The sequence below is a fragment of the Deinococcus aerolatus genome (genome assembly GCF_014647055.1).
GTDB classification, from domain to species: Bacteria; Deinococcota; Deinococci; order Deinococcales; family Deinococcaceae; genus Deinococcus; species Deinococcus aerolatus.
On the sequence record NZ_BMOL01000011.1, the window covers coordinates 65,931 to 88,120 of the forward strand.

Annotated in this window: 24 protein-coding genes; 11 read left to right on the forward strand and 13 right to left on the reverse strand. The window is 67.8% G+C overall.

Annotation, left to right across the window (positions count from 1 at the left end; all coding sequences use genetic code 11):
* Positions 1-7: 7 nt before the first annotated feature.
* The 7 genes from IEY31_RS12185 to IEY31_RS12215 all read right to left on the reverse strand — a co-directional run bounded on the left by IEY31_RS12185 (position 8) and on the right by IEY31_RS12215 (position 6,206).
* Positions 8-586, reverse strand: coding sequence for a V-type ATP synthase subunit E (locus IEY31_RS12185; RefSeq protein ID WP_188972348.1), 579 nt, complete (start codon positions 584-586; stop codon positions 8-10).
* 1 nt (position 587) lies between these two features.
* Positions 588-893: a V-type ATP synthase subunit K gene (locus IEY31_RS12190; protein WP_188972350.1), complete on the reverse strand. Its 306-nt coding sequence runs from the start codon at positions 891-893 to the stop codon at positions 588-590.
* 17 nt (positions 894-910) lie between these two features.
* Complete coding sequence (locus IEY31_RS12195; RefSeq protein ID WP_188972352.1) at positions 911-2,977, reverse strand: V-type ATP synthase subunit I; 2,067 nt, start codon at positions 2,975-2,977, stop codon at positions 911-913.
* Entirely contained in the window at positions 2,974-3,291 is a 318-nt protein-coding gene (locus IEY31_RS12200) for a V-type ATPase subunit subunit G family protein (RefSeq protein ID WP_188972354.1), read from the reverse strand. Before IEY31_RS12200 ends, IEY31_RS12195 begins: the two co-directional genes overlap by 4 nt.
* A gap of 368 nt (positions 3,292-3,659) precedes the next feature.
* On the reverse strand, positions 3,660-4,964 hold the full coding sequence (locus tag IEY31_RS12205) for an ammonium transporter (RefSeq protein ID WP_188972356.1): 1,305 nt from the start codon (positions 4,962-4,964) through the stop codon (positions 3,660-3,662).
* A 29-nt stretch (positions 4,965-4,993) separates the two neighbouring features.
* Positions 4,994-5,365: a P-II family nitrogen regulator gene (locus tag IEY31_RS12210; RefSeq protein WP_188972357.1), complete on the reverse strand. Its 372-nt coding sequence runs from the start codon at positions 5,363-5,365 to the stop codon at positions 4,994-4,996.
* A 280-nt stretch (positions 5,366-5,645) separates the two neighbouring features.
* Entirely contained in the window at positions 5,646-6,206 is a 561-nt protein-coding gene (locus IEY31_RS12215; protein ID WP_188972359.1) for a DUF4126 domain-containing protein, read from the reverse strand.
* 318 nt (positions 6,207-6,524) lie between these two features.
* On the opposite strand from IEY31_RS12215, the gene rpmI reads away from it, so the two are divergent.
* On the forward strand, positions 6,525-6,731 hold the full coding sequence (rpmI, locus tag IEY31_RS12220) for a 50S ribosomal protein L35 (protein WP_188972361.1): 207 nt from the start codon (positions 6,525-6,527) through the stop codon (positions 6,729-6,731).
* Positions 6,731-7,099 (forward strand): 50S ribosomal protein L20, encoded by a 369-nt coding sequence (gene rplT / locus IEY31_RS12225; RefSeq protein ID WP_188972363.1) that lies wholly within the window; start codon positions 6,731-6,733, stop codon positions 7,097-7,099. Before rpmI ends, rplT begins: the two co-directional genes overlap by 1 nt.
* A gap of 145 nt (positions 7,100-7,244) precedes the next feature.
* Here rplT and IEY31_RS12230 read toward each other — a convergent pair whose 3' ends face one another.
* Positions 7,245-7,937, reverse strand: a complete 693-nt coding sequence (locus IEY31_RS12230) for a GntR family transcriptional regulator (protein ID WP_188972365.1) — start codon at positions 7,935-7,937, stop codon at positions 7,245-7,247.
* Positions 7,938-8,234: 297 nt separating this feature from the next.
* Positions 8,235-9,248 (reverse strand): GTP 3',8-cyclase MoaA, encoded by a 1,014-nt coding sequence (moaA, locus tag IEY31_RS12235; RefSeq protein ID WP_188972367.1) that lies wholly within the window; start codon positions 9,246-9,248, stop codon positions 8,235-8,237.
* Between the two features lie 131 nt (positions 9,249-9,379).
* On the opposite strand from moaA, the gene IEY31_RS12240 reads away from it, so the two are divergent.
* The 7 genes from IEY31_RS12240 (at position 9,380) to IEY31_RS12270 (ending at position 14,583) form a co-directional block, all read left to right on the forward strand.
* Positions 9,380-9,670 carry a YbaB/EbfC family nucleoid-associated protein gene (locus tag IEY31_RS12240; protein ID WP_188972369.1) on the forward strand — a complete coding sequence of 97 codons (291 nt, stop codon included), beginning with the start codon at positions 9,380-9,382 and terminating at the stop codon, positions 9,668-9,670.
* Positions 9,671-9,728: 58 nt separating this feature from the next.
* The gene (recR, locus tag IEY31_RS12245) at positions 9,729-10,340 is read left to right on the forward strand and encodes a recombination mediator RecR (RefSeq protein WP_188972371.1); all 612 of its coding nucleotides are present in this window, start codon (positions 9,729-9,731) and stop codon (positions 10,338-10,340) included.
* Between the two features lie 148 nt (positions 10,341-10,488).
* Entirely contained in the window at positions 10,489-11,088 is a 600-nt protein-coding gene (locus IEY31_RS12250; RefSeq protein WP_188972373.1) for a DedA family protein, read from the forward strand.
* 162 nt (positions 11,089-11,250) lie between these two features.
* Positions 11,251-11,994: an endonuclease III domain-containing protein gene (locus IEY31_RS12255; RefSeq protein WP_188972375.1), complete on the forward strand. Its 744-nt coding sequence runs from the start codon at positions 11,251-11,253 to the stop codon at positions 11,992-11,994.
* Positions 11,991-13,049: a 3'(2'),5'-bisphosphate nucleotidase CysQ family protein gene (locus IEY31_RS12260; protein ID WP_188972377.1), complete on the forward strand. Its 1,059-nt coding sequence runs from the start codon at positions 11,991-11,993 to the stop codon at positions 13,047-13,049. The genes IEY31_RS12255 and IEY31_RS12260 overlap by 4 nt, the downstream gene beginning before the upstream one ends.
* Positions 13,046-13,654 carry a GNAT family N-acetyltransferase gene (locus IEY31_RS12265; RefSeq protein ID WP_229723560.1) on the forward strand — a complete coding sequence of 203 codons (609 nt, stop codon included), beginning with the start codon at positions 13,046-13,048 and terminating at the stop codon, positions 13,652-13,654. The genes IEY31_RS12260 and IEY31_RS12265 overlap by 4 nt, the downstream gene beginning before the upstream one ends.
* 5 nt (positions 13,655-13,659) lie before the next feature.
* On the forward strand, positions 13,660-14,583 hold the full coding sequence (locus IEY31_RS12270; protein ID WP_188972379.1) for an NAD(P)-dependent oxidoreductase: 924 nt from the start codon (positions 13,660-13,662) through the stop codon (positions 14,581-14,583).
* Between the two features lie 71 nt (positions 14,584-14,654).
* On the opposite strand, the gene IEY31_RS12275 is transcribed toward IEY31_RS12270, so the two are convergent.
* From IEY31_RS12275 to IEY31_RS12285, 3 genes are read right to left on the reverse strand one after another with little or no spacing between them, the layout of a single operon-like run.
* On the reverse strand, positions 14,655-15,263 hold the full coding sequence (locus tag IEY31_RS12275) for a site-2 protease family protein (protein ID WP_188972381.1): 609 nt from the start codon (positions 15,261-15,263) through the stop codon (positions 14,655-14,657).
* Positions 15,264-15,298: 35 nt separating this feature from the next.
* Positions 15,299-16,414, reverse strand: coding sequence for a CCA tRNA nucleotidyltransferase (locus IEY31_RS12280; RefSeq protein WP_188972383.1), 1,116 nt, complete (start codon positions 16,412-16,414; stop codon positions 15,299-15,301).
* 41 nt (positions 16,415-16,455) lie between these two features.
* Positions 16,456-17,847, reverse strand: coding sequence for a S1C family serine protease (locus tag IEY31_RS12285; protein WP_188972386.1), 1,392 nt, complete (start codon positions 17,845-17,847; stop codon positions 16,456-16,458).
* Between the two features lie 79 nt (positions 17,848-17,926).
* On the opposite strand from IEY31_RS12285, the gene IEY31_RS12290 reads away from it, so the two are divergent.
* Positions 17,927-18,937, forward strand: coding sequence for a nucleotidyltransferase domain-containing protein (locus IEY31_RS12290; RefSeq protein WP_188972388.1), 1,011 nt, complete (start codon positions 17,927-17,929; stop codon positions 18,935-18,937).
* Between the two features lie 58 nt (positions 18,938-18,995).
* On the opposite strand, the gene hslO is transcribed toward IEY31_RS12290, so the two are convergent.
* The gene (gene hslO / locus IEY31_RS12295) at positions 18,996-19,907 is read right to left on the reverse strand and encodes an Hsp33 family molecular chaperone HslO (protein ID WP_188972390.1); all 912 of its coding nucleotides are present in this window, start codon (positions 19,905-19,907) and stop codon (positions 18,996-18,998) included.
* Positions 19,908-20,287: 380 nt separating this feature from the next.
* On the opposite strand from hslO, the gene IEY31_RS12300 reads away from it, so the two are divergent.
* Entirely contained in the window at positions 20,288-22,108 is a 1,821-nt protein-coding gene (locus tag IEY31_RS12300) for an ABC transporter substrate-binding protein (protein ID WP_188972392.1), read from the forward strand.
* Positions 22,109-22,190 lie beyond the last annotated feature (82 nt).

The window sequence follows — 22,190 nt, forward strand, 5'->3', positions numbered from 1 at the left end:
GCTCTCCCTACTCGGCCAGCAGCCGGGTGATCTGCGGCGCAAGTTCCTCGCGCACGCGGCCCAGACGGCCCACCAGCGTGTTCTGAATGCTGGTCTTGCCGTCCGGCCCGATCAACCGCACGCCGGTCTGCACGCTGTCGTTGACGCGCACTTCCACCGTGCTGGCCTCGCCGCCCAGGAAATCCAGGGCGCGGCGGGCGGCGTCCTGCTCGTCCGTGTGGGTTTCCACCGCCACGGCGCCCGGCAGGGCCTGCAGGCCCTCGCTGATCAGCTTCATCATGATCTGCGGGTACTCGGGCGCGGTGACCGAACTGCGGATGTACTGCTCGGCGGTCTGAAAGGCCTGCGCCTGCAGGGTGTCGGTGGCCGTCAGGCGCTGGGCGTTGCTGTCCAGGTCAGCGGCGCTTCGCGCGCGCACCAGGCCCGACTGCCGGGCAACGTCCAGCGCGCGGGCGCGGCCCGAGACCAGGGCCTCGGCGCGTTCTCTGGCCCCGGCGACGATGGCGTCGGCACGTTCCCTGGCCTCGGCGCGGATGCGCTCGATTTCAGTCTGGGCCTCGTTTTCCAGCAGCTTGTCGAGCGCCATATCAGTTCAGGATGAACAGCGCGAGGAAGCCGAAGATAACCAGCGTTTCGGGAATCAGGAAGTACAGCAGCAGGCTGCCGGCCTTGCTGGAGTCCTCGGCGACGGCGCCGACCAGCGAGGAACCGATGCGCGCCTGCGCGATGCCGGTGCCGACGGCACCCAGACCCAGGGCCAGACCGGCGCCCAGGGCGCGCAGACCACGGTACATCTCGTCGTTGTTGGCGGCGACCGTTTCGGTCTGTGCCAGACCGCTGGTGGCGAGGGCGAGAACGAGGGAGGCGAGGACGATCTTGTTGTATTTGGTCATATCAAAGCTCCTGGAGGTTATTTGACCTGCCCGCTGCCGGCGGCATTCGGGCTAAGGCGGCGAAGAGGATTGTAGGCGGGGCTGGTGTCGGTGTTGAAGCCGGTGGGGTTCAGGAACTCCACCATCTGAAGACGGATGGGCTGCACGATGTGGCCGATCAGGGTCAGCGCCAGCACGAAGAAGTGCAGCGCCGCGCCCACGATCAGGCCCACCAGGATGCCCAGCACGCCGATGTTCTCGTACAGGCTCCAGCCCAGGTCGGTGGACAGCCGGGCCAAAATGGCGCTGACCAGACCCACGGCAAAGATACGGGCGTAGCTGACCACCGCGCCGCCCTGCGACAGCAGTTCGATGGGCAGCAGCGGGTACTGCTTGATGACACGGATCCAGCCGATCAGGAACAGCGCGAAGCCGATGTACATCACGATGATCAGCGGGTTGGCAAAGTTGGTGAACTGGCCGAAGTCCTTGCCCGCCTGCGTGGCGAAGGCCAGCATGATCAGGGCCAGCACGCCGCCGAACAGCGCAATGCCTTCCCAGGTATGGACGGGATCACGGTGCTTGACGCCCTGCTGGATGCGGATGCCCCAGCCCCACAGCACCTGAAGGATGCCGAAGAGCAGCGCGAAGACGAGCGCAACGTTGCTGAAGTAGCTGGTCTCCAGGCGCGGGAACAGGATCGGGATCAGGCCGTAGTGCTTGACGCCCTCTTCTTCCAGGTAGCGCACGCCGGTCCAGCCCCACAGGTTGTTGAGCAGATCGGGGTTGATGTAGAAGAAGTGCAGGTGCTCCAGCAGCGTGCCGAAGAACTCGCCGGTCAGGAAGCCCCACAGGATGGTCCACGCGGCCATCACGTTGACGACGAAGCCCAGGTTGCTGAGGGTGGCGGGCGGCACAAAGGCACCGAAGAAGCTCAGGTCCCAGCCCTCGCCCCGGCGGGCCTTGCCCAGCAGCCACATGCCGAACCACAAGAACAGCAGTCCGTACCCGATGTCGGCGATGATGATGCCGAAAAACAGCGGGAAGAAGAAGGCAATCACGCTGGTGGGATCGAAGGTGCCGTACCTGGGCAGGCTGAGCAGCCCCATCACCACGCTGAAGCGGCTGGCGTAGCTGCTGTTCTTCAGCTCCACCGGCACCGTCTCGTCGTGCAGTTCGTCAACGGGATGCAGTTCGTAGCTGACCGCGTCGCCGAAGTTGCCCAGCGCCGAGGTCAGGGCCGGCACCCGGTCCACCGGCACGAAGCCCTGCATCACCAAGCTGTACTTGCCACGGGCGGACACGGCGCGGACGTCATGGACGGCCACCCGGTCTTTCAGGGCGTCACGTACCGCATACAGGGCCGGACCATGCTGCCGGGCCAGCGCGTCGCGCTCGGCGTGCAGCTGTTGCTGCCGCGCGTCCCCGTCATGCTTGATGCGCTCCATCTCGGCGGCGGCCTCGCCCAGCGGCATGCTGTCGAAGCGGCCCGGCAGGCGCAGTTCACCCAGCCGGGCCTTGCCCAGGGCCGCACGCGCCGCGTCGCGTTCGCGCCCCAGCGTGACGATCAGGCCCACCCGGTTCTGGCCCACGGTCTCGGTGGCCAGGGCATAGCGCTCAGGCAGGGCCTCGCGCAGCGCCGCGTCCAGCTCTGCAACGTCGTCGCTGGGCTGCAGCAGGAACGGCAGCAAGCTCAGGCGGCGGCTGCGGTCCAGCGGTCCGGCCATGCGGGCCAGGGCGCGCACCGCCTCGCCGTAGGCCCGCTCGGCGTCGGCGTCGGCCTGCAGTTCCTGGCGGCTGCGCGCCAGCAGGGAGACCGGGCCGGCCGCCGCCTCCACGACCTCAGCCCACTGACCGGGGTCCGGCAGTGGGGAGGGGGCGGGACGGTAGGTGCCCAGCTCGGCGATGGTGCTGTCGGCACGCGCCAGCAGCCGCTCGTCCTCGCGGCGGGACTGGGCGTCCCCCTCGGTCAGCGAGCCGGTACTGAGGGGACCACCCGTGATGGGTTTGAGATGCAGCACCCCGGCGTCTTGCAGGGCCGTGATGACGGCGTCGCTGCTGCGGCTGCGCGTCGCGATCACAACTTGCTGCATCGGGTTGATCACGGCAGCACCGCCCGCATGATGGTTTCGACCGCCTGACCCAGCTTGGCGCCGGCCTGCTCACGCGTGCCCTGGGCCTGCTCACGGGCCTGTGCCCCGGATTCTTCACGAATCCGGGCCACCTCGGCCGCAAGCTGCTCGTCGTGCTGGGCCTGCATGGCCGCGGCCTGTGCTTCGGCGTCCCGCATGATCCCGGCGGCCTGCGCCTCGGCAGCGGCGACGGTCTGCCGGGCTTCCTCGCGCGCCGCTTCGATCTGCGCGTCCAGCGCCGCTTCCCGCTGCGCCAGTTCACTTAAGACCTTACTTGAGACGTCCAAAACTTCACTCCTCCTTTTCCTGCGTTCCAGCAAAACCCAGCGTTCAGCCGCTTCAAAAGCCCCATCCTTTGGGGATGAGGTATCTGGGGTGAACTCCAAGAATTGCGGCGGCCCGACCCTCTTGTGATAGTTGCGTCAGACTCGCCCTGCATCGTAACACAGGCTTCACAGACGCCAACGGGGGCAAGCGTCCCTGGCGGGGGGACCATGGACCACTTCAGGGTGCGCGGTTGGCCACTCCAGGCACCCCTCGCCGCCGGAGCCGGACAACAGCCAGCCGCCGGAACAGGGCCGGGGCTGGCTGGGCATGGGGCTGGAAGGGTGGGGCTGAACGGAGGGAAATGGACGGATGGGGGGTGGGCGGCGGGTCAGTCCCCGCCCACGAACACCGGGGCGCCCAGGCCCGTCTCGCTGTCGGCGTAGCCCTGCTCGCTGTGGGCGCTGATGTCCATGCCGCCCACCTCCTGGCTGGCCGGAACCCGCAGCGGCATAACCACGCTGACCAGCTTCAGCAGGAGGAACGAACCCACGCCCGCCCACACCAGCGAGGCCACCACGCTGATCAGCTGGGTCAACAGCTGTTCGGGCACCGGCTTGCCCTGCCCGGTGGTCCAGGCCAGCGCCCCGGTCAGCAGCGCGCCCGCAATCCCGGCAACGCCGTGGCACGCGAACACGTCCAGCGAGTCGTCCGCGCCCAGCCGGTGCTTGAACTGCACGGCCCCGTAGCTGGCGGCGGCGCCCAGCATGCCCACGATCACGGCGGCCCAGGGGGTGACGAAGGCGCAGGCGGGGGTGATGGCGACCAGCCCCACCACCAGTCCGGTGGCGGCCCCCACGGCGGTGGGCTTGCCGGTCCGGCTGTTCTCGAAGCCCAGCCAGGTCAGCATGGCCGCGGCGGGGGCGACCAGCGTGTTGAGAAAGGCCAGTGCGGCGGTCTGGTTGGCGGCCAGGGCGCTGCCTGCGTTGAAACCCATCCAGCCGAACCACAGCAGCCCCGCACCCAGCAGCACCAGCGGCACGTTGTGCGGCATGTGGGCGTTGCGCGGAAAGCCGATGCGCGGCCCCAGCACAAAGGCGGCCACCAGGGCGCTGATTCCGGCGGCAATGTGAATCACCGTGCCGCCCGCAAAGTCCAGCGCGCCGTCCTTGAACAGCCAGCCGTCGGCGCTCCAGACCCAGTGGGCCAGCGGCGAGTAGATCAGCAGGGTCCACAGCGCCCCGAACAGGATGAAGGCCCCGAAGCGCATGCGCTCCACCACCGCGCCCGAGATCAGCGCCAGCGCGATGATGGCGAACATGGCCTGGAACGCCGCGAAGACGTAACTGGGAATGGTGCCGGTCAGCCCGTCGGCCAGGCCGGTCAGGCCGACGTTCGCCAGCGAGCCGATCAGGGCATTGCCGCCCTCCCCGAACGCGAGGCTATAGCCCGCCAGCATCCACAGCACGCCGACCAGCCCAATCGAGACCACGCTCATCATCATGGTGTTCAGCACGCTCTGGGCGCGGGTCAGGCCGCCGTAGAACAGGGCCAGTCCCGGCGTCATCAGCAGGACCAGCGCCGCCGAGGCCAGCATCCAGGCAGTGTCGCCGGTATTCAGTGTGGGGGCCGTGTCCTGCGCCAGTGCCGCGCCGCCCAGGCCTATGGTCAGGGGAAGAAGGGATTTGACGTTCATGGGGCGCACACTCCTCGGGAAGCTGGACTTCATGCGGGGGTCAACCGTGTCTCGGTGACGGGCGTCAGGGCGGCGTCGCCCTCCTCGCTGGTGCGGATGCGGATCACCCGTTCCAGCGGCTGCACAAAAATCTTGCCGTCGCCCACCTCTCCGGTGCGTGCGCCCCGGCAGATCGCCTCGATGGCCGCCTGCTCAAAGGGTTCGCTGACCGCGATGCGGATCTCCACCTTGTCGCGGAACTCGATCATCACGCGCCTTCCCCGGTAGTGCTCCACGATTTCCTGCTCGCCGCCGTGACCGCTGACCCTGGAGAGCGTGATGCCGCTGATGCCTGCCTGAAACAGCGCTTCCTTGACCTGCTGAACCCGTTCGGGCCTGATGACTGCCGTGACCAGTTTCATGGCGTCCCTCCCTGCGCGTGCAATTTGCAGCGTTTGCACCTCTGCATGCCCGAAGCCTAGGGCCAGGCTTGCGACTTGTCAAAGATAATCTGGATATTTGGCTAGATTTAGGTGAACACCCTGCGAATCCGAGTCGAGGTGCTGCCAGTCGTTCGGGCCGCATGGGACAATCGGCACGACTCTGGCCAACAGCCGGTGGCCTTTCCGAGAATGACGACACAAGAAGGAAAAGGAGAGGCCCGCTGACCCCTCCCCCCGGTCTGCCCTTTGGGCTGGGCCGCTACAGCGCCCGGCGTCGGCCCCGCAAGCGGCCCCACAGGCGGTAGCCGACGAACACCAAGACGGCCAGCAGCAGCACGGCCAGCACCGGCACGAACACGGCCAGCACGGCCATCAGCAGACTCGTTGCGTCCTCCAGGGTGCTGACCACCGGGTTGCCCAGCCCGCCCGTGGTGGCGGTGGCGACGGGGCGAACCGCCGTGCGGGTGGCATGCACCCCGCCCGCCACGATCACGCCCAGCGCGAGGCTTAGGGCCGGAGGCACATCGGCCACGCCGGTCTGCGCGGCAAACAGAACTGCGCCTGCCGCCGTGTTGACCACGCCCCCCAGCAGATGCAGCGCGGTGTCGATGCCGGGAATCTTGTCGCCCACGAAATCCAGCAGACCGATCACGCCGATGACCAGCAGCACCCAGGGATTGCCCAGCAGATTGAACGGCTCGTTGAGGTTCATGACCCCGGTCCGCGAAAGCAGGCCGACCAGCAGCAGCGGCACGTAGGCGTTCAGGCCCGCCGCGCCCGACAGGCCCAGCGAGGACAGGAGGCCGGACAGGAGTTCCATGGTGCATTGTGACCCGTCTGGCAGGCGGACGGTGCCGGTGATGCCGGGGCTGCCACAGCGGCATGGAGGAGAATGGCCCAGACGCTGCTGAGCTGGAGCCCCGAGACGCCCTGCTCCACTTGCCCTGTTTGTACATGGCTTCCCCCACCTTTCGTGGGGCTCTTGCCCTGCCCGCTTCACCTCGCGTATAGTCTTCTCTTGGTCAAGTGGGGCAGGGCGACCAACGGCACAGGCGCAGGATCAGAGCCTGGGCGGCCCGAACCCCAGACGTGAACCCGGCAGACGCTGGTGTGAGCGGACTACACAGGAGGGCCAACCATGCCCAAGATGAAGACACTCAAGAGCGCTGTGCGCCGGATCAAGATCACCGGCACCGGCAAAGTTATGGCGTTCAAGAGCGGCAAGCGCCACCAGAACACCGGCAAGAGCGGCGACGAGATTCGCGGCAAGGGCAAGGGCTTCGTGCTGGCCCAGAGCGAGTGGGCGCGCATGAAAAAAGCGCTGCCCTATAAGGGAGGCAAATAATGGCCCGCGTCAAGACCGGTATCGTCCGCCGCCGCCGTCACAAGAAGGTGCTGAAGCGCGCCAAGGGCTTCTGGGGCTCGCGCAGCAGGCAGTACCGCAACGCCTTCCAGACGCTGCTGAACGCTGCCACCTACGAGTACCGCGATCGCCGCAACAAGAAGCGCGACTTCCGCCGCCTGTGGATCCAGCGCATCAACGCCGGCGCACGTCTGCACGGCATGAACTACTCCACCTTCATCGGTGGCCTGCGTCTGGCCGGCATCGACCTGAACCGCAAGGTGCTGTCCGACATCGCCGCCCGTGAACCCGAAGCCTTCAAGGCGCTGGTGGACGCGGCCCAGGGCGCGCACAACAACAAAGCCGCCTGAACTCCGTGCTGTAAATAGCGTGCTGTAAATAGGTCGCAAAGAGACCGCCTCCTGACCGGGGGCGGTTTTTTGTGGTCCAGGCCAGGCGCCAGAACAGCAAAAGGCGGCCGGAAGGGGGTGCCTTCCGCCGCCCCCTTATCCCGACTTACGGTTCGAAGGTGTCCTGGAAGGCGTAGCGGTCCCCGCGCACCCAGTAGTTGACGTAGCTCGCGCGCCGGGTGCCGCTGTAGGTGGTGCGGCGCAGCAGGAAGGCGGCGGTGCCCAGCGGCACGCGCAGCAGGTCCGCCTCCTCCTGACGCAGGTTGACGGCCTCCAGGTTCTGCTCGACCCGGGCCATCGGAACGCCCATGCTGACCATGGTCTCGTGGATGCTCTCGGCGCTGAGGTTCTGGTCCAGCAGTCCCGGCGCCAGCGCGGCATTGACGTAGCGTTTCTCGATCACCAGCGCCTCGTCCCCGGCGTTGCGCAGGCGGTGGACGAAGATCACCGGATCGCCCGCCTGAATCTGCAGCACGATGGCGATTTCAGGCGTGGCCTCGATCTGCATGGCCCGCAGGACGGTGGTGCGGTGGTCCGGGTGACGCGCCCATTCCTTGAAGGGCCGGACGCGGAAAGTGCCCTGCCGGAAGCGTTTGCCGGTGGGAAAGGTGCCTGCGCCCTGCACGCGGTACACGTAGCCCTCGCGCTCCAGCTCGTCAATGGCGCGCCGGGCGGTCATGCGCGAGACTTCAAATTCACGGGCCAGTTGAGGTTCGCTGGGAAGAGGCAGCCCCTCGACGTAGTGGCCGCCCAGCAGCCGGTCCTTCAAGGTTGATTTGATCAGCGGGTACTTCGCCATGCATCCCTCCCAGGCACTCCAGGCGTGCCGTTCCAGGCACGCGCCAGAGCTTGAGCCTATCTTATGGTTAGTGTCCGGGGTACACAAGGTTGTCTGGACAGTCGACCGTCCGGGAGGGACACCCGAAAGAGGTCAAGGCCTCCAGTTCGGATGGTAAATAGCTGGGAATAAACGATGTGCGGCACGGCACAAAATCAGCGGAACCGCGTGGTAGAGGGAAAGACGGGCCTCTAGAGGCAAACCGGCCCGAGCGCTGCGCAACGCCGCGGGTAACACCCGTGCTTCGGCCCGCCAACGCTAACCGCCGATGTGCGACATCTCGACTTTCTGCTCTTTCCTCTGCGCCCGCGTGACCTCGCCGCGTTCCTCGCTGTAGCGGTCCTGCCGCGCACGCCACACGTCCGCGATCAGGCGGTGCATGGCCGTGTCGTCGGCCCCGGCCCGCAGGGGCGCCCGCAGGTCCGTGCCGCTGCCGGCAAACAGGCAGCTGTACAGCACGCCCACCGCCGAGACGCGCGCCCGCGAGCAGTCGCCGCAGAACGGCGCACTCACTGAGGAAATCAGCCCGATTTCGTGGCCGTCCGCGCCGACGTGGCGGGCGGCCACCTCGCCCGCGTAGTTGGGGCTGACCGGCCTGAACTCCGCACCGGTGCCGTCGGCGCTCAGGCGGGCCAGCACCTCACGCGACGGCACCACGCTGTCCAGATTCCAGCCGTTGTGGTTGCCCACATCCATGAACTCGATAAAGCGCAGCACCGCCCGGCCACGCAGCGCCAGCCACAGGTTCCGCAGCCCGTCCTCGTTGACGCCGCGCTGCACCACCGTGTTGATCTTGACGCCCAGGCCTGCCGTCAGCGCGGCCTCGATACCGTCCAGCACCTTTTGCGGGTGGGTGCCCAGGCCGTTCATGCGCCCGAAGACCTCGGGATCGAGGCTGTCGATGCTGACCGTCACGCGGTTCAGGCCCGCTGCCTGCAGGTCCGCCGCCAGACGCGGCAGCAGCAGTCCGTTGGTGGTCAGGGCGATGTCCTGCACGCCGTCAATGCGGGCCAGCCGCGAGATCAGCTCCGGTAGGTCGCGGCGCAGCGTGGGTTCGCCGCCAGTGATGCGCAGCTTCTGTACGCCCAGACCGACAAAAGTGCGGGCCAGCCGTTCGATTTCCTCGAAGCTCAGCAGTTCGGTGCGGGGCAGGAAGGCGTAACTGGGGCCGAAGATGTCGGCGGGCATGCAGTAGGTACAGCGCAGGTTGCAGCGGTCAGTCACGCTGATCCGCAGGTCTCGCAGGGGCCGTCCCAACTGGTCAAGCAACATCGCCTTTCAACATACGCCGTGCGGGGCGCGGCAAAGGCAGGGTAGGGCCCAAATGCCATCCCAGGGCCCACGCCGCCGCGCCGCATCAGTCCACCTTCGCCCGCCGGCGTCCCGGCTAGAATGCACGGACCATGGACATGAAGAAACTGATGAAGCAGATGCAGCAGGCCCAGAGCGCCGCCGCCAGGATTCAGGAAGACCTGGCCGCCAAATCGGTGGAGGGCAGCGCCAGCGGTCTGGTCACGGTCACCATGAACGGCCACGGCAAGGTCACGGCCCTCAAGATCAAGCCCGAGGCGGTGGACCCGGACGACGTGGAGGCCCTGGAGGACCTGATTCTGGTGGCCATTCAGGACGCCAGCGCCCAGGCCGACGCCCTGCAGCAGGACGCCACTCGCGGGCTGGGAATTCCCGGATTTTGAGCCGGGTTGTGGGCGGTGGGCCGTGGGGTGTGGCGCCGGGGACTGACGGTGGTCACCGGTGAAATACCCGCCCTCCCTGGTTGCCCTGATCCGCGAGCTGTCGCGCCTGCCGGGCATTGGCCCCAAGAGCGCGCAGCGGCTGGCCTTCTACCTGTTCGAGCAGCCGCGCGAGGACATCGAGCGGCTGGCCGGATCGCTGCTGTCGGCCAAGCGTGATCTGCACAGTTGCCCGGTCTGTTTCAACATCACCGACGCCGAGGTCTGCGACGTGTGCAGCGATCCGGCGCGCGATCAGGCCATCATCTGCGTGGTGGAGGAGCCCGGCGACGTGATCGCCATTGAGCGCAGCGGCGAGTACCGGGGGCTGTATCACGTGCTGCACGGCGTCCTGAGCCCCATGAACGGTGTCGGCCCTGAGCAGCTGCACATCAAGCCGCTGCTGCCGCGTGTCACCGACGGGCAGGAGGTCATCCTGGCGACGGGCACCACCGTGGAGGGCGACGCCACGGCGCTGTACCTTCAGCGGCTGCTGGAGCCGCTGGGCGCGACGGTCAGCCGCATCGCCTACGGCCTGCCGGTGGGCGGCGCGCTGGAATACGCCGACGAGGTGACGCTGGGGCGCGCCATGACCGGACGCCAGCGGGTCAGCAAGCCCCGCCCGCCGGGCTGAGCGGGAAAGCCCCGCCTGCCTGCGCGGAGGTCCGCCATCTGGCCCATCAGTTCCCCTGGCCGGGAGCTGATTTTTTGTTTGCCCTCCGCAGGTCCCCTCCCTTTGGATGACCCACCCCTTGCCCGAATCGGATAGCCTGTCGTCTTAGATGGAATCCCTGATTGACGCAATCCTGTCCGCCTCCTACCTGGGGATCTTCTTTATTGTCTTCGCGGAAACCGGTTTGCTGGTGGGCTTTTTCCTGCCGGGTGACAGCCTGCTGATCGCGGCGGGGCTGCTGGCGGCGGGCGGCAAGCTGAATCTGGGGGGCATCATGGCGGCGGTGGTGGTGGGCGCCATTCTGGGCAACACCGCCGGCTATTTCATCGGCCAGCGCTTCGGCCCCGCCGTGTTCCGGAACCAGGACTCGCGCTTTTTCAAGCCTGAATACGTGGTGGAGGCCGAGAAGTTCTTCCTGAAATACGGGGCGCTGGCCGTCATTCTGGCCCGGTTCGTGCCCATCGTGCGGACGCTGGTGCCGACGCTGGCCGGCGTGAGCCGCATGCCCTTTGGGCTGTACACGCTGTACAACGTGATCGGCGCGCTGCTGTGGGGCGTGGGCCTGACTGCCCTGGCGTATTACCTGGGTCAGCTGATCCCCGATCTGGACAAGTACATCCTGCTGATCGTGGCCGTGGTGCTGGTGGTCAGCGTGATTCCGATCGTGCTGAAGTTCCTGCAGGCGCGGCGCGGCGGCGTCAAGGGCTAGGCAGCGGAAGTGGGTTGTGGGGAGGCGAGGCCTCCCTTTTTCCTTTTCTGAACTGTTTGCTTTTTTGAACTGCGGTCCTCTGGTTGCGCGCTGTGCGGGCAGGCGGCCGGCCCACGCCCTGGGCTACGGTATCGGACCCGTCCTCACCTCTAACCTGTCCCCATGACCGCCCGTCCGCCGTTGCCCCAGAAGAAGCTGCCCAGCAAGCTCCCGCTGAGCCAGCAACAGCCGCCGGGCCACCTGCCGGAAATCGCGCGGCGTCTGGCTGAAGAGTATCTGCCTGATCCGCCCCAGCCCAGACGCGCCGCCGAGCCGCTGGACGGGCTGATTCAGACCATTCTGTCGCAGCAGAACACGGCCCCGATCACACGGCGGCAATTCCAGGGCCTCAAAACTGCCTACCCACGTTGGGAAGGGGCGCTGGCCGACGGTCCGGACGGCATCGAAGCGGTGCTGAAGGCGGCGGGTGGCGGCCTCTCGCGGGTCAAGGCCGGGTACATCCACGCGCTGCTGGCAGAACTGGACGAGACGCGCCCCAGCCTCTCGCTGCGGGAAACGCGTGATCTGGATGACACGGCGGCGCGGCGTCTGCTGGAAAGCCTGCCCGGCGTGGGCATGAAAACCGCCAGTTGCGTGCTGCTGTTTGATCTGGTGCGGCCTGCCATGCCGGTGGACACGCACATTCACCGCATCGCGCAGCGGCTGGAACTGGTGCCGGAAGCCTGGAACGCGGTCAAGGTGGAACGCTGGTTCGACGAGGTGCTGCCGCGCGAGTGGGCGGCCCGCTACACCTTTCACGTTTCTGCCATTCGCCACGGACGCCAGACCTGCCGCGCCCGCAACCCGGCCTGCGGCGTGTGCGTGCTGCGTGACCTGTGCCCGTCGGCAGCTATTCTGGGCCGATGACCCTGCCAACCCCCACCCATGATCTGGCCCATGAACGAGAGGTGGCCTCCCGGCTGGCACGCGAGGCGGGCGCGTTGCTGCTGCGGTGGCGCGCCGTCGGCTTCGACGTGCAACACAAGACCAGCGTGGAGGACCCCGTGACGGCGGCCGACCGCGAGGCGTCCGCGCTGATCGTGGCCGGGCTGGCAGAGGCGTTTCCCCAAGACGGCCTGCTGAGCGAGGAGGAGACCGACGGCGCGGCCAGATTGTCGTGCCCTCGGGTGTGGATCATTGATCCCATCGACGGCACCAGCGAATTTATCAAGGGCACGGCGGACTACTGCGTCAGCATCGGTCTGGCGGTGGGGGGTTCCGCCGTGCTGGGCGTGGTCTATGCGCCCACCACCGACGAGCTGTTCGCGGGCGTGGTGGGGCAGGGGGTCTGGAAGAACGGGCAGAGGGTAGCGCGTGCCCCCCGCACAGAAGGCTGGCGCATCGCCGTCTCGGACACTGAGTTCGGACGTGAGCTTAACCGCCATGACCTGCCGGGGATGCTGCCCAGCGGCAGCATTGCGCTGAAGCTGGCCCGCCTGAGCGCCGACGAGGCCGACGCCACCTTCACCATGTCGCCGCGCAGCGAGTGGGACATCGCCGCCGGGGACGCGCTGTTGCAGGCGGCGGGCGGCATGCTGCGGCGCCGGGACGGGGGAGAGGTGCGGTACAACCAGCCCCAGCCGCATCTGGAGCAGGGCCTGATCGCTGGTGTGCCGGGTGCGGTGGGCTGGCTGGAGGGTGAGCTGTCGCGCCACCGTCTGCCCACTGCGCATCTGGGGTTGCAGGCGTCGGCCCCGGCGTGGCAGCACCTGCAAAGCGGCGATCAGGCCGCGCTGAACGGCCATGCCGGGGTCAGCATCCGGCATGCGGGCGCAGAGGTGCTGGCGCTGCTGGTGATCGATCCCGAAACCCGCGCCGTGGAACGCGCCGAGGGTGACGCCTTTCATCTGGAACGCCTGACCCGCGACGTGGTCCGGGCGGCGGGACCGCTGTCCATTGCGGACGCTAAACTCAGTTCATGATGAACGGCATGGCTTCCCCGGACCTCCCGGCAGCGGGCGGGGGGTGGGGGCGGGTTAGCCTCAAGCCGATGCTGGAGCTGGACCACGCCGAGTGGCACATCCTGCACGGCTTTTTCCGGGACCGCGAGCTGGCGGACTGGAACGATGCCAAACCGATCAAACTGCCTGAATGGCTGTTCCGCAAGGTCATGCAGGATGAGGAACGCGGCGGCGAGCGTGTGGGGTTTGGCGTGCTGGACGAGCGCGGCGCCCTGATCGGCAGCGCCGAGCTGTATGACCTGCGTCCCTCGCCGCCGCTGACGCCCACCACCGGCACGCTGGGCGTGATGATCGGCTTTCCCGCGCTGTGGGGCCACGGCTACGGACGTGAGGCAGTCTCGGCGCTGCTGGCATGGTCCTTCGCGGGCTGTCCGGTGCCGCTGAGGCGGGTGCGCCTGACCACCTTCGCCCACAACCGTCGCGCCCAGCGGGCCTTTGCCGCCTGCGGCTTCCGCGAGGTGGGCCGCACGCCGCAGGCACACCGCACCGACGTGCATATGGAAATTACCCGTGAAGAGTGGCAGGCGCTCTCAGACCCGCCGCCGCCGGACGGTGCGGCACAATAGGCGCCATGCGCGTTCTGCTGCCCGATCTGCCTGAATTCCACGCCCTCTCCGGCCACGATGAACACGGCGTTCCCGGCGTGGAGTTCGACTTCTATTCGCCGGAGCACGTGCCCGCCGACGGGGCCGAGGGCGTGGTGCTGTGGCTGGCACGCGGCGAGACCCGCGAGAAATTGCTGAAGACGCCGGGCCTGAAATGGGTGTTGACCCTGACCGCCGGGATCGACCACGTTCAGCCGCATCTGCCGGAGGGGGTGGCCCTGTACAACGCCAACCGCCTGCATGACCGCGCGGTGGCGGTGCATGTGGCGGCGCTGATGCTCTCGGCGCTGCGCGGCCTGCCGCAGTTCCGCGACGCCCAGACGGAGGGCCGCTGGGCCTCGGCAACAAATCCACGCGACTCTGGCCTGCACACGCTGGACGGGCAGAAGGTGGTGATCTGGGGCTACGGGCAGATCGGGCGTATCTTGGAAGGCCTGCTGACCCCATTCGGGGCCGAGGTGGACGGTATTCGCAGCGCCACCCCGGAGCTTCAGCGCGACGGCCTGCTGTCCCGCGCCGACTGGGTGGTGCTGCTGCTGCCCAGCACGCCTGACACGCGCGGCATCGTGAACGCCGAGACGCTGGGCCGGCTCAAGCGTGGGGCGTGGTTGGCAAACGCCGGTCGCGGCAACCTGATCGTCATGGACGATCTGCTGGCCGCACTGGATTCCGGTGGGCTGGGCGGCGCGGTGCTGGACGTGACCGATCCTGAACCGCTGCCGGAAGACCACCCGCTGTGGGCGCGGAAAAACGTGACCATCACCCCGCACATCGCCAGCACCACCACCGATCTGGTGGCGCGGGGGGCCAGCCTTACCCGCGATTTCCTGCTGACCATGCAGCAGGGCCAGGAGCCGGAAGGACGGGTGACGCAGGGCCAGAAGTACTGAATAGGGGGCTGGGCAGCAAAACACCCCTCTCCGGCAAGGGGAAAGGGGCAGGCCGCAGCCGGGGGGGGTGGCTACACGCCCACCACGTTCAGCACCCAGCCCTGCACGCTGCGGATGACGCCGCCGATGGGATCGCGGGCCAGGAAGATGAAGCCCATCACGATCAGGAAGCTGAAAGGCTGGGCCTCGAACTGCGCCAGGCTGCGCCCCAGTGACGGCACCAGCGCCCCCAGGATGCGGCTGCCGTCCAGCAGCGGAATGGGAATCAGGTTGAAGATGGCCAGCACCACGTTGATGCTCATGACCGTCAGCAGGATGGTCAGGGTGAGGGTGGTGGGCGGCAGCACCTTGAGCAGGACCGCGCACAGCACGGCAATCACGATGTTGCTGATCGGCCCGGCGGCAGCCACCCACATGGTGCCCCAGCGGCCCAGGTTGCCCGGGTTGATCGGCACCGGCTTGGCGAAGCCGAAGCCCGCCACCAGCAGCAGCAGCGTGCCGACCGGGTCCAGATGGGCGATGGGGTTGAGGGTCACGCGGCCGTAGCGGCGCGGCGTGGGGTCGCCCAGGCGGTCGGCGGTGTAGGCGTGCGCGAACTCGTGAACGGCGAGGGACAGCACCAGCGCCAGCGCGATGATGATGAACGCGCCAGGGTTGGAGGTGAGCAGACTAAGCAGCATATGGGGGGCATTCTACGGGCGTTTCTGGCAGCCGTTCAGCCGCCCCAGGTACCTTTTCCTTCCAGGTACTGTTGCAGCGCCTCCTGCTCGTCCTCCCGGCTGCGGATCTGACCGTCCCGGCGCAGCCGCGCCAGATGCGAGAGCGCCTCGCCCACCGCGCGGCCCGGCGGCACGCCCAGCGCCAGCACGTCGCGCCCGGTCAGCGGCACCGGGGCGTCGGGGCGCAGCAGGCCGCGCAGCACCCGCTCCGGCGTGTCGTCCGGGAAATACGTGTCCGAGAGGGCGCGGGCCAGCAGCCCGGCGGGGCGGTCCCCCAGGCCCAGCCGGGCGCCCAGCTGCGCCGGATCGGCGGAGGCGTGCAGGGCGGCGGCGGCGTATAGCTGGGGCGAGACGGGTTGCCCGTTGTCCTGCAGCCTGTCCAGCCCTTCCAGCCACGGCACGCCGGGCAGCACCCCCCCCGCCCCCCACCGCTCCAGCGTGCGTGCCGCCGCGCCGGGGCGGGCCTCGGACAGCAGCAGCTTGAGTTCGGCCCACAGGCGGGGCGTGTCGCCGGCCACGGCCAGGGCGTCTGGCACCTGCCGCAGCAGTTCGGGGTCCGCCGTGAAGCCCAGCCGCGCCGCCAGCCGCGCTGCACGCACCAGCCGGCTGGCGTCCTCGTGCAGGGAGTGCGGGTGCAGGGGCCGCAGCACCCGCGCTGCCAGGTCCTCCAGCCCGCCCACCGGGTCCAGCAGCGAGACCCCGCCGTCCGGGCCGATGTGCAGCGCCAGGGCGTTGGCCGCAAAATCGCGCCGCCACAGGTCATCTTCCAGAGTGCCAGGATGCGGCACAGGATTGCGCCCCGCCACCGGGTACGTCTCACGGCGGGCACGCACCAGATCGGTGGCGCGGCCGTCCGGCAGGGTCACGGTGGCGTTCTGGAAGGCCGGATGAAACAGCACCGGCAGCCCGGCGGCGCGGGCCAGGGCTTCCACGTTTGCGCCCTCGGCCACCACGTCCAGATCCAGGGGGGTCTGGCCCAGAAACGCGTCTCGCACCGCGCCGCCCACCAGCGCCACGCGGGCATGAGGTCCGGCCTGCCGCGCCAGGGAACGCAGCCACTCGCGGTCTGCTGCCTGCAACCGGCTCCAGAGGTGGGGGGCGAGGTCAGTCATGGGGACAGTGTGTCAGAGGCCGCCGCGGGGGGAGGGCCGCCTTACTCGAAGGCCGCCGCGTCCAGCGTGACCTTGACCTCGCGCTGCTGGCTGCCGCGCACCACGGTGAGGGTCACGGTGTCGCCCTGGGTCTTGTTGATCAGTGCGGCCTGTAGGTCTTCCAGGGCGTCCACCGGCTGGCCATCGGCGGAGGTGATCACGTCGCCGCCCAGGCTGACCACGCCGCCCCGGAACTGCTGTTCGCTGGTGCCGCCCCGCAGTCCCGCCCGGGCGGCGGGCGTGCCGGGCTGCACCTGCCCCACCACTAGACCGGTGTCGGGCAGCTTGAGTTGCTGCTTGCCCTGGCTGCTGAGCAGGCCCAGACCTACCGGCAGCGCCCCCTGCGGTCCCTGGACCAGCAGCCCCACCACGATGCCGATGCGCGGCAGGGTGACCACGCCGCCGTCGGCCGCCTGCAGGCGCGGCAACAGGTTCTTGGCCGCATTGATGGGAATGGCAAAGCCCACGCCCGCACTCTGGCCCACCCCGGTGGCCTGTCCGGCCGGCGAGAGAATCTGGGTGTTGATGCCGATCACCTCGCCCGCGCTGTTCAGGAGTGGCCCGCCGGAGTTGCCGGGATTGATGGCCGCGTCGGTCTGGATGGCCTTCTGCGTGATGCCCTCGCCAGTACCCGAAAACCCGATGGGAATCTGGCGCGCGGTGCTGCTCACGATGCCCTGCGACACGCTGAAGGCCAGACCAAAGGGAGCGCCCATGGCGATGGCCTTCTGCCCCACCTTGAGGGTGTCGCTGTCACCCAGCGGAATGGGCCGGATCAGCGCCTTGTCCAGGCCCTCGGCGCGGATCAGCGCCAGATCGTACTGCGGGGCGAGACCAATGACTTTTGCCTCCACGCTCTTTTCCTGGTTCATCAGCCGGACGGTGATCCGGCTGGCCCCACGCCCATCGCCCGCCACGACGTGAAAGTTGGTCAGGATGTCTCCGGCGTCGTTGACAAAAAAGCCGCTGCCCACGCCCTGCTGCACCTGCGCCCCGCCGCCCATCATGCCGAAGAGGTCCTGCGCCGTCACCTGCTGCTCGGTGCTGATGTACACCAGCCCCGGCTCGAAGCGGCTCACCACGTCGATGGTGTTCTGCTCGGATTGCAGCATCGCGCCCGCTTCCAGCCCCAGCGCGTCTGGGGCGATGCTGGCGGAGTCGCCGCCTGGGGTGGAGGCCGCCCCTGTGGGGTTTGCCGCCGTCTGTGTGGGTGCGGGCTGCTCGGGTGCCGTTGGTGCAGGGGCCGTCTGCGCTGGGGGCGTCTGCGCTGGGGAGGTCTGGGTGGTGGGCTGCGTGCCTGCTGTCTGCTGCGGCCCCGTGTCGCAGCCGGCGAGGCCCACGGCGAGGCCGCCCAGCAGCAGGGCGGTGGCAGCAGCGGTTGCCTTGAGCGTCATGCGGTCAGTATCGCCAGATTGGGGGCGCTACGCATAAGAGCGGATGTGGCGGGGGCTTTACCCATGCTCTTCTGGGGCGATGCATGACCTGATTGCCGCCGTTCAGCAGCTGAAAGTGGCGCTGGGTGACTATCTGGCCGGAGGACGGCAGCAAGGGGTCTTCCACGCGCAAGTCGGCGGCCCGGGCAGCGTGCCTGCCCTGGCAGACCTGGACCTTCCTGAACTTCATCTGGACCTGTTGCCGGAATCTCCGGGCCAGGAACAGCGCCGCATCTTGTGGGCGCTCGGCTACGTTCCAGCGGGCGAAGCTTACGTCCACCCCGCAGGCTGGCGGCTGGTGCTGCCGGATCACAGCAGCGGGTGGCGCGCGCAGCAGGGGGCACTCCGGGCGCTGCTGCTGGCGGATGGGGACGCGGCGGGCCGGTACCGTCAGGTGTTCTTGAAACGTGGCCGACTGGCGGCGGACGGGGCGCTGCAGGCCGAGGCCACCGCCCACCACGCCCGCACCGTCGGCTTTGCCCCCGCGCAGTTTGCGGCGCAGGCGCTGCGCGGTCTGGACGCGCCGTGGATGTTCGCCGCAGGCGTGGCGCTGGACCTGCACCTGGGGCGCGTCACCCGCCCCCACGATGACCTGGACGTGGCGGTGGCGCGGGAGGCCCAGCCGCAGCTGCTGCATCTGCTGGCGGACTGGCAACTGGACGCGCCGCAGGACGGCTGCTACCGGCCCTGGACCGCCCCGCTACAGCCGCCGCTGCACCAGATTCACGCCCGACACCCCGGCTTACCGGACGTGCTGATGCTGGACCTGCTGCTCACCGACCTGGGCGGTGGGTGCTGGCACTACCGCCGGGACCCGCGCATCACCCTGCCGCTGGACGAGGCCCGGCGGTGGTCTGCCGCTGGCCTGCCGTATCTGGCCCCGCAGGCAGCGTTGCTGTTCAAGGCGTCCACTGGGGACCGCGAAGTGCGCGGCAAGGACCGGCGGGATTTTGAACAGGTGCGCCCCACCCTGTCATCCGGGGCGGCAGGGTGGCTGCGTGGGGCGCTGGAAACCATTGACCCACAGCACAGCTGGCTGGAACAGCTGTAGCGCTGGAACGGTAGAAAAAAGCCCCCTCCGCAGCGGGAGGGGGCGGGGTGATGGAGTTTTACGCCCGCGCCCGTTCCGGCGGGGCGTCCAGCGCGGCGATCTCGGCGGGGCTGATGTGGTACCGCTCGCCGCACCAGTGGCACACGATTTCCTGGCCGCCTGTGTCCATCATGTCCTGGCGCTCTTCCTCGCCGAAGAACCTCAGGCTGTCCTCGGCCTTCTGGCGCGAGCAGCGGCACTCGAAGCGGGCGGCCTGCGCGCCGGGAGCCAGGGTCAGCCCCAGGCCCTCGGTCACGCGGTTCATGACGTCCAGAATCCCGCCCCGGCGCAGGCCGTCGGTGATCTGGCCCAGCGCGCGGATGTTGGCCTCCAGGTGAGACAGCGTTTCATCTGTCACGCCGGGCATGGCCTGAACCAGCAGGCCGCCAGCGTGGGCCACCCGCCCGCCTTCCTCGTAGACGCCCAGCATCACGGCGTTGGGAATCTGCTCGGAGACGCCCAGGTAGCTGCTCACGTCCTCGGCGATCTCACCGCTCACCAGTTCAATGGTGCCGGTGTAGGGTTCGCCGTTGTCCAGCAGGCGCGTGACCGCCAGTTCGCCCGCCGTGCCCACGATCCCGCTCACATCCAGCTTGCCGTCCGATTCGCGCAGTGGCAGGTCCGCTCCCGGCTCGCGCACGTAGCCGCGAATCTGGCCGCCCGCGCTGCCCTCGGCGACGATCCAGCCCAACGGGCCGCCGCCCTCGACGCGCACGGTCACGCGGCTGTCCGGCTTTTTGCCTAGCACCACGGCCAGCAGCGCCGAGGCGGTCAACGTGCGCCCCAGCGCGGCGGTGGCGGTCTTGCTCAGGTGGTGTCTGACGCGGGCGTCTTCCACCACGCGGGTGGACTCCATGCCCACCAGCCGCAGCGTGTTGCCCGCCGCAGTGCCACGCAGCAAAAAGGAATCGGGAGTTGCGGAAACAGTCATTAGGAAATCTTACAGGAAGGCGCTCAAGGGCGGCTGTGTGAGCCCTTTCATTTTTCCGGGACTGTTGGAGGGAAAGCTGCGCCTGGAGCGGTCAGTTCGCCGCCACCCTGCGCGCATGGCGTGTGTGAAGCACTCCCGAATCTGATCCCTCCCGTCCACTGCAGAGAAAACCTTAGCCGTCTTGCCAATACGCTCTCATGTGTCCTGTCTAAGCTGATCTGCTGAAGAAAGGTTTTCCATAGAGATTTCATTTCCAAACTTTCATTCCCGAACTTTCCTCTGTGCCCTTGCCATTCCTGGCAACACTGCCCCCGCGCAGGGATACGGTCTTTCTCCCACCTGCGCCACCCTTATCCACTTTCCCTATCAAGGAGTCCTTCATGTCCACCCACACTTCCCCCCTGACCGGCAAGAAGATTCTGAGCGCCACCCTCCTGACCACCCTGGCCCTGAGTCTGGCGGCCTGCAAGACCAACGACACTACGACAACCACAACAGACACGACCACCACAACCGACACCACGACAACGGACTCTGCTGCCGAGCCTACCGGCGTGCTGGTGGTACAGGAGTCCGCCGACATCCCCACGCTGGACCCCGGCACCACCTACGACACCGCCAGTGGTCAGGTTGTGGAGAACCTGTACGAGACGCTGCTGACCTATGAGGGCAACAGTCTGTCGGAACTCAAGCCACTGCTGGGTACCGAATGGACTGAGGAGGAGGGCGGCCTGGGCTACCGCTTCACCCTGCGTGACGGCGTGAAGTTCCATACCGGCAATCCCTTTGAGTGCAAGGACGCCGAGTACACCTTCCGCCGCAATCTGGTGACCAATACCAGTGACAGCGGGAACTGGTTCCTCTCGGAGAGCCTGCTGGGCACCGGCAGCAACGCCAACGACGACACCAGCATCACGTGGCAGCGCATCACCGACGCCGTGCAGTGCGACGGCGAGGTCCTGGTCTTCAAGCTGCCCAAGGCGGACCCCGCCTTCCTGTCGAAACTGGCCTACGTGGGTCAGTCGATTGTGGACAGCGCGCACGCCAAGGAGATTGGCGAGTGGGACGGCACCGAGGCCACCTGGAAAGATGCGGTGGGCAAGGACATCACGGGCAGCCCGCTGTCCCAGGACCCCAGCGGGACCGGCGCGTACAAGCTGCTGGACAAGACTGCCACCGCCGTCACCGCCACCGCCTTCATGGACTACTGGGGCGAGAAAGCCAAGATCAAGAACGTGATTCTCCAGAAGATTCCCGAGCAGGCCGCGCGCCTTCAGGCTTTCGAGAAGGGCGACGCTGACATCGTGGAAACCGGTGGGCGCACCATCATCGAGGCGCAGCTGGCCGACAAGCCGGGCATTACCATTCTGGACGATCTGCCCAACACCAGCGCCTTTGGCATCAGCATGAACCAGAAGATCAGCGGCACCGACGCCATCGGCAGCGGCAAGCTGGACGGCCAGGGCATTCCGGCCAACTTCTTCAGCGACGTGGACGTGCGCCGCGGCTTTGTGGCCGCCTTCAACACCCCGCAGTACATCGAGGACGTGCAGAAGGGCAAGGGTGAGCCGCTGAACTTCCTGCTGCCCCTGAGCTTCCCCGGCTACGACACCTCGGTTGAGGCGCCCACGTACGACCTTGAGGCCGCCACCGAATTCTTCAAGACGGCCTGGGACGGTCAGGTGTGGGACAAGGGCTTTACCGTGAACGTGTCGTACCGTGCGGGCAGCGCCACTGCCCAGACCGGCATGGAAATCCTGAAGAAGAACATCGAGTCCATCAACCCCAAGTTCCGCGTGAACATCGTGGCCAAGGAGTGGAGCGAGATCATCAAGGGCAGCAACCAGGGCAGCGAGGCGATGGTCATGACCGGCTGGGCCCCCGACTACGCCGACCCGGACAACTTCGTCCACACCTTCTATAGCTCCGACGGGTACTACAACCCGCGCATCAACGCCAAGGATGAGCAGATCGACGCCTGGATCAACGAGGCGCGTAGCATCACTGACACCGAGAAGCGCAACGAGCTGTACTCCAATATCACCAAGCGGGTCATTGATCAGGCGTGGTACATCAACATGCCCAACCAGCCTGGCATCCTGGCCTACCGCGACAACATTCAGGGGGTGGGCCTGGACACCTTCAACCCCATGCTGAGCTTCGCCACGGGCACCCTGTGGAAGGACCTGAGCAAGGGCTGAGTCCCGGCAGCCGGACCCTGGGTCTCAGGCGGGCCACCCTCCTTCGCGGGGGTGGCCCGCTCTTCTCTGACGGGGTCATGGG

Excerpts from the sequence above, each read along its gene's own strand:
- hslO (WP_188972390.1), bottom strand. The coding sequence starts at position 19,907 with ATGACTGTTTCCGCAACTCCCGATTCCTTTTTGCTGCGTGGCACTGCG.
- IEY31_RS12240 (WP_188972369.1), top strand. The coding sequence starts at position 9,380 with ATGGACATGAAGAAACTGATGAAGCAGATGCAGCAGGCCCAGAGCGCC.
- IEY31_RS12250 (WP_188972373.1), top strand. The coding sequence starts at position 10,489 with ATGGAATCCCTGATTGACGCAATCCTGTCCGCCTCCTACCTGGGGATC.
- IEY31_RS12270 (WP_188972379.1), top strand. The coding sequence starts at position 13,660 with ATGCGCGTTCTGCTGCCCGATCTGCCTGAATTCCACGCCCTCTCCGGC.
- IEY31_RS12230 (WP_188972365.1), bottom strand. The coding sequence starts at position 7,937 with ATGGCGAAGTACCCGCTGATCAAATCAACCTTGAAGGACCGGCTGCTG.
- IEY31_RS12205 (WP_188972356.1), bottom strand. The coding sequence starts at position 4,964 with ATGAACGTCAAATCCCTTCTTCCCCTGACCATAGGCCTGGGCGGCGCG.
- moaA (WP_188972367.1), bottom strand. The coding sequence starts at position 9,248 with ATGTTGCTTGACCAGTTGGGACGGCCCCTGCGAGACCTGCGGATCAGC.
- IEY31_RS12300 (WP_188972392.1), top strand. The coding sequence starts at position 20,288 with ATGTCCACCCACACTTCCCCCCTGACCGGCAAGAAGATTCTGAGCGCC.
- IEY31_RS12285 (WP_188972386.1), bottom strand. The coding sequence starts at position 17,847 with ATGACGCTCAAGGCAACCGCTGCTGCCACCGCCCTGCTGCTGGGCGGC.
- IEY31_RS12260 (WP_188972377.1), top strand. The coding sequence starts at position 11,991 with ATGACCCTGCCAACCCCCACCCATGATCTGGCCCATGAACGAGAGGTG.
- IEY31_RS12275 (WP_188972381.1), bottom strand. The coding sequence starts at position 15,263 with ATGCTGCTTAGTCTGCTCACCTCCAACCCTGGCGCGTTCATCATCATC.
- IEY31_RS12265 (WP_229723560.1), top strand. The coding sequence starts at position 13,046 with ATGATGAACGGCATGGCTTCCCCGGACCTCCCGGCAGCGGGCGGGGGG.
- rpmI (WP_188972361.1), top strand. The coding sequence starts at position 6,525 with ATGCCCAAGATGAAGACACTCAAGAGCGCTGTGCGCCGGATCAAGATC.
- IEY31_RS12255 (WP_188972375.1), top strand. The coding sequence starts at position 11,251 with ATGACCGCCCGTCCGCCGTTGCCCCAGAAGAAGCTGCCCAGCAAGCTC.
- IEY31_RS12280 (WP_188972383.1), bottom strand. The coding sequence starts at position 16,414 with ATGACTGACCTCGCCCCCCACCTCTGGAGCCGGTTGCAGGCAGCAGAC.
- rplT (WP_188972363.1), top strand. The coding sequence starts at position 6,731 with ATGGCCCGCGTCAAGACCGGTATCGTCCGCCGCCGCCGTCACAAGAAG.
- IEY31_RS12185 (WP_188972348.1), bottom strand. The coding sequence starts at position 586 with ATGGCGCTCGACAAGCTGCTGGAAAACGAGGCCCAGACTGAAATCGAG.
- IEY31_RS12210 (WP_188972357.1), bottom strand. The coding sequence starts at position 5,365 with ATGAAACTGGTCACGGCAGTCATCAGGCCCGAACGGGTTCAGCAGGTC.
- IEY31_RS12290 (WP_188972388.1), top strand. The coding sequence starts at position 17,927 with ATGCATGACCTGATTGCCGCCGTTCAGCAGCTGAAAGTGGCGCTGGGT.
- IEY31_RS12190 (WP_188972350.1), bottom strand. The coding sequence starts at position 893 with ATGACCAAATACAACAAGATCGTCCTCGCCTCCCTCGTTCTCGCCCTC.
- IEY31_RS12215 (WP_188972359.1), bottom strand. The coding sequence starts at position 6,206 with ATGGAACTCCTGTCCGGCCTCCTGTCCTCGCTGGGCCTGTCGGGCGCG.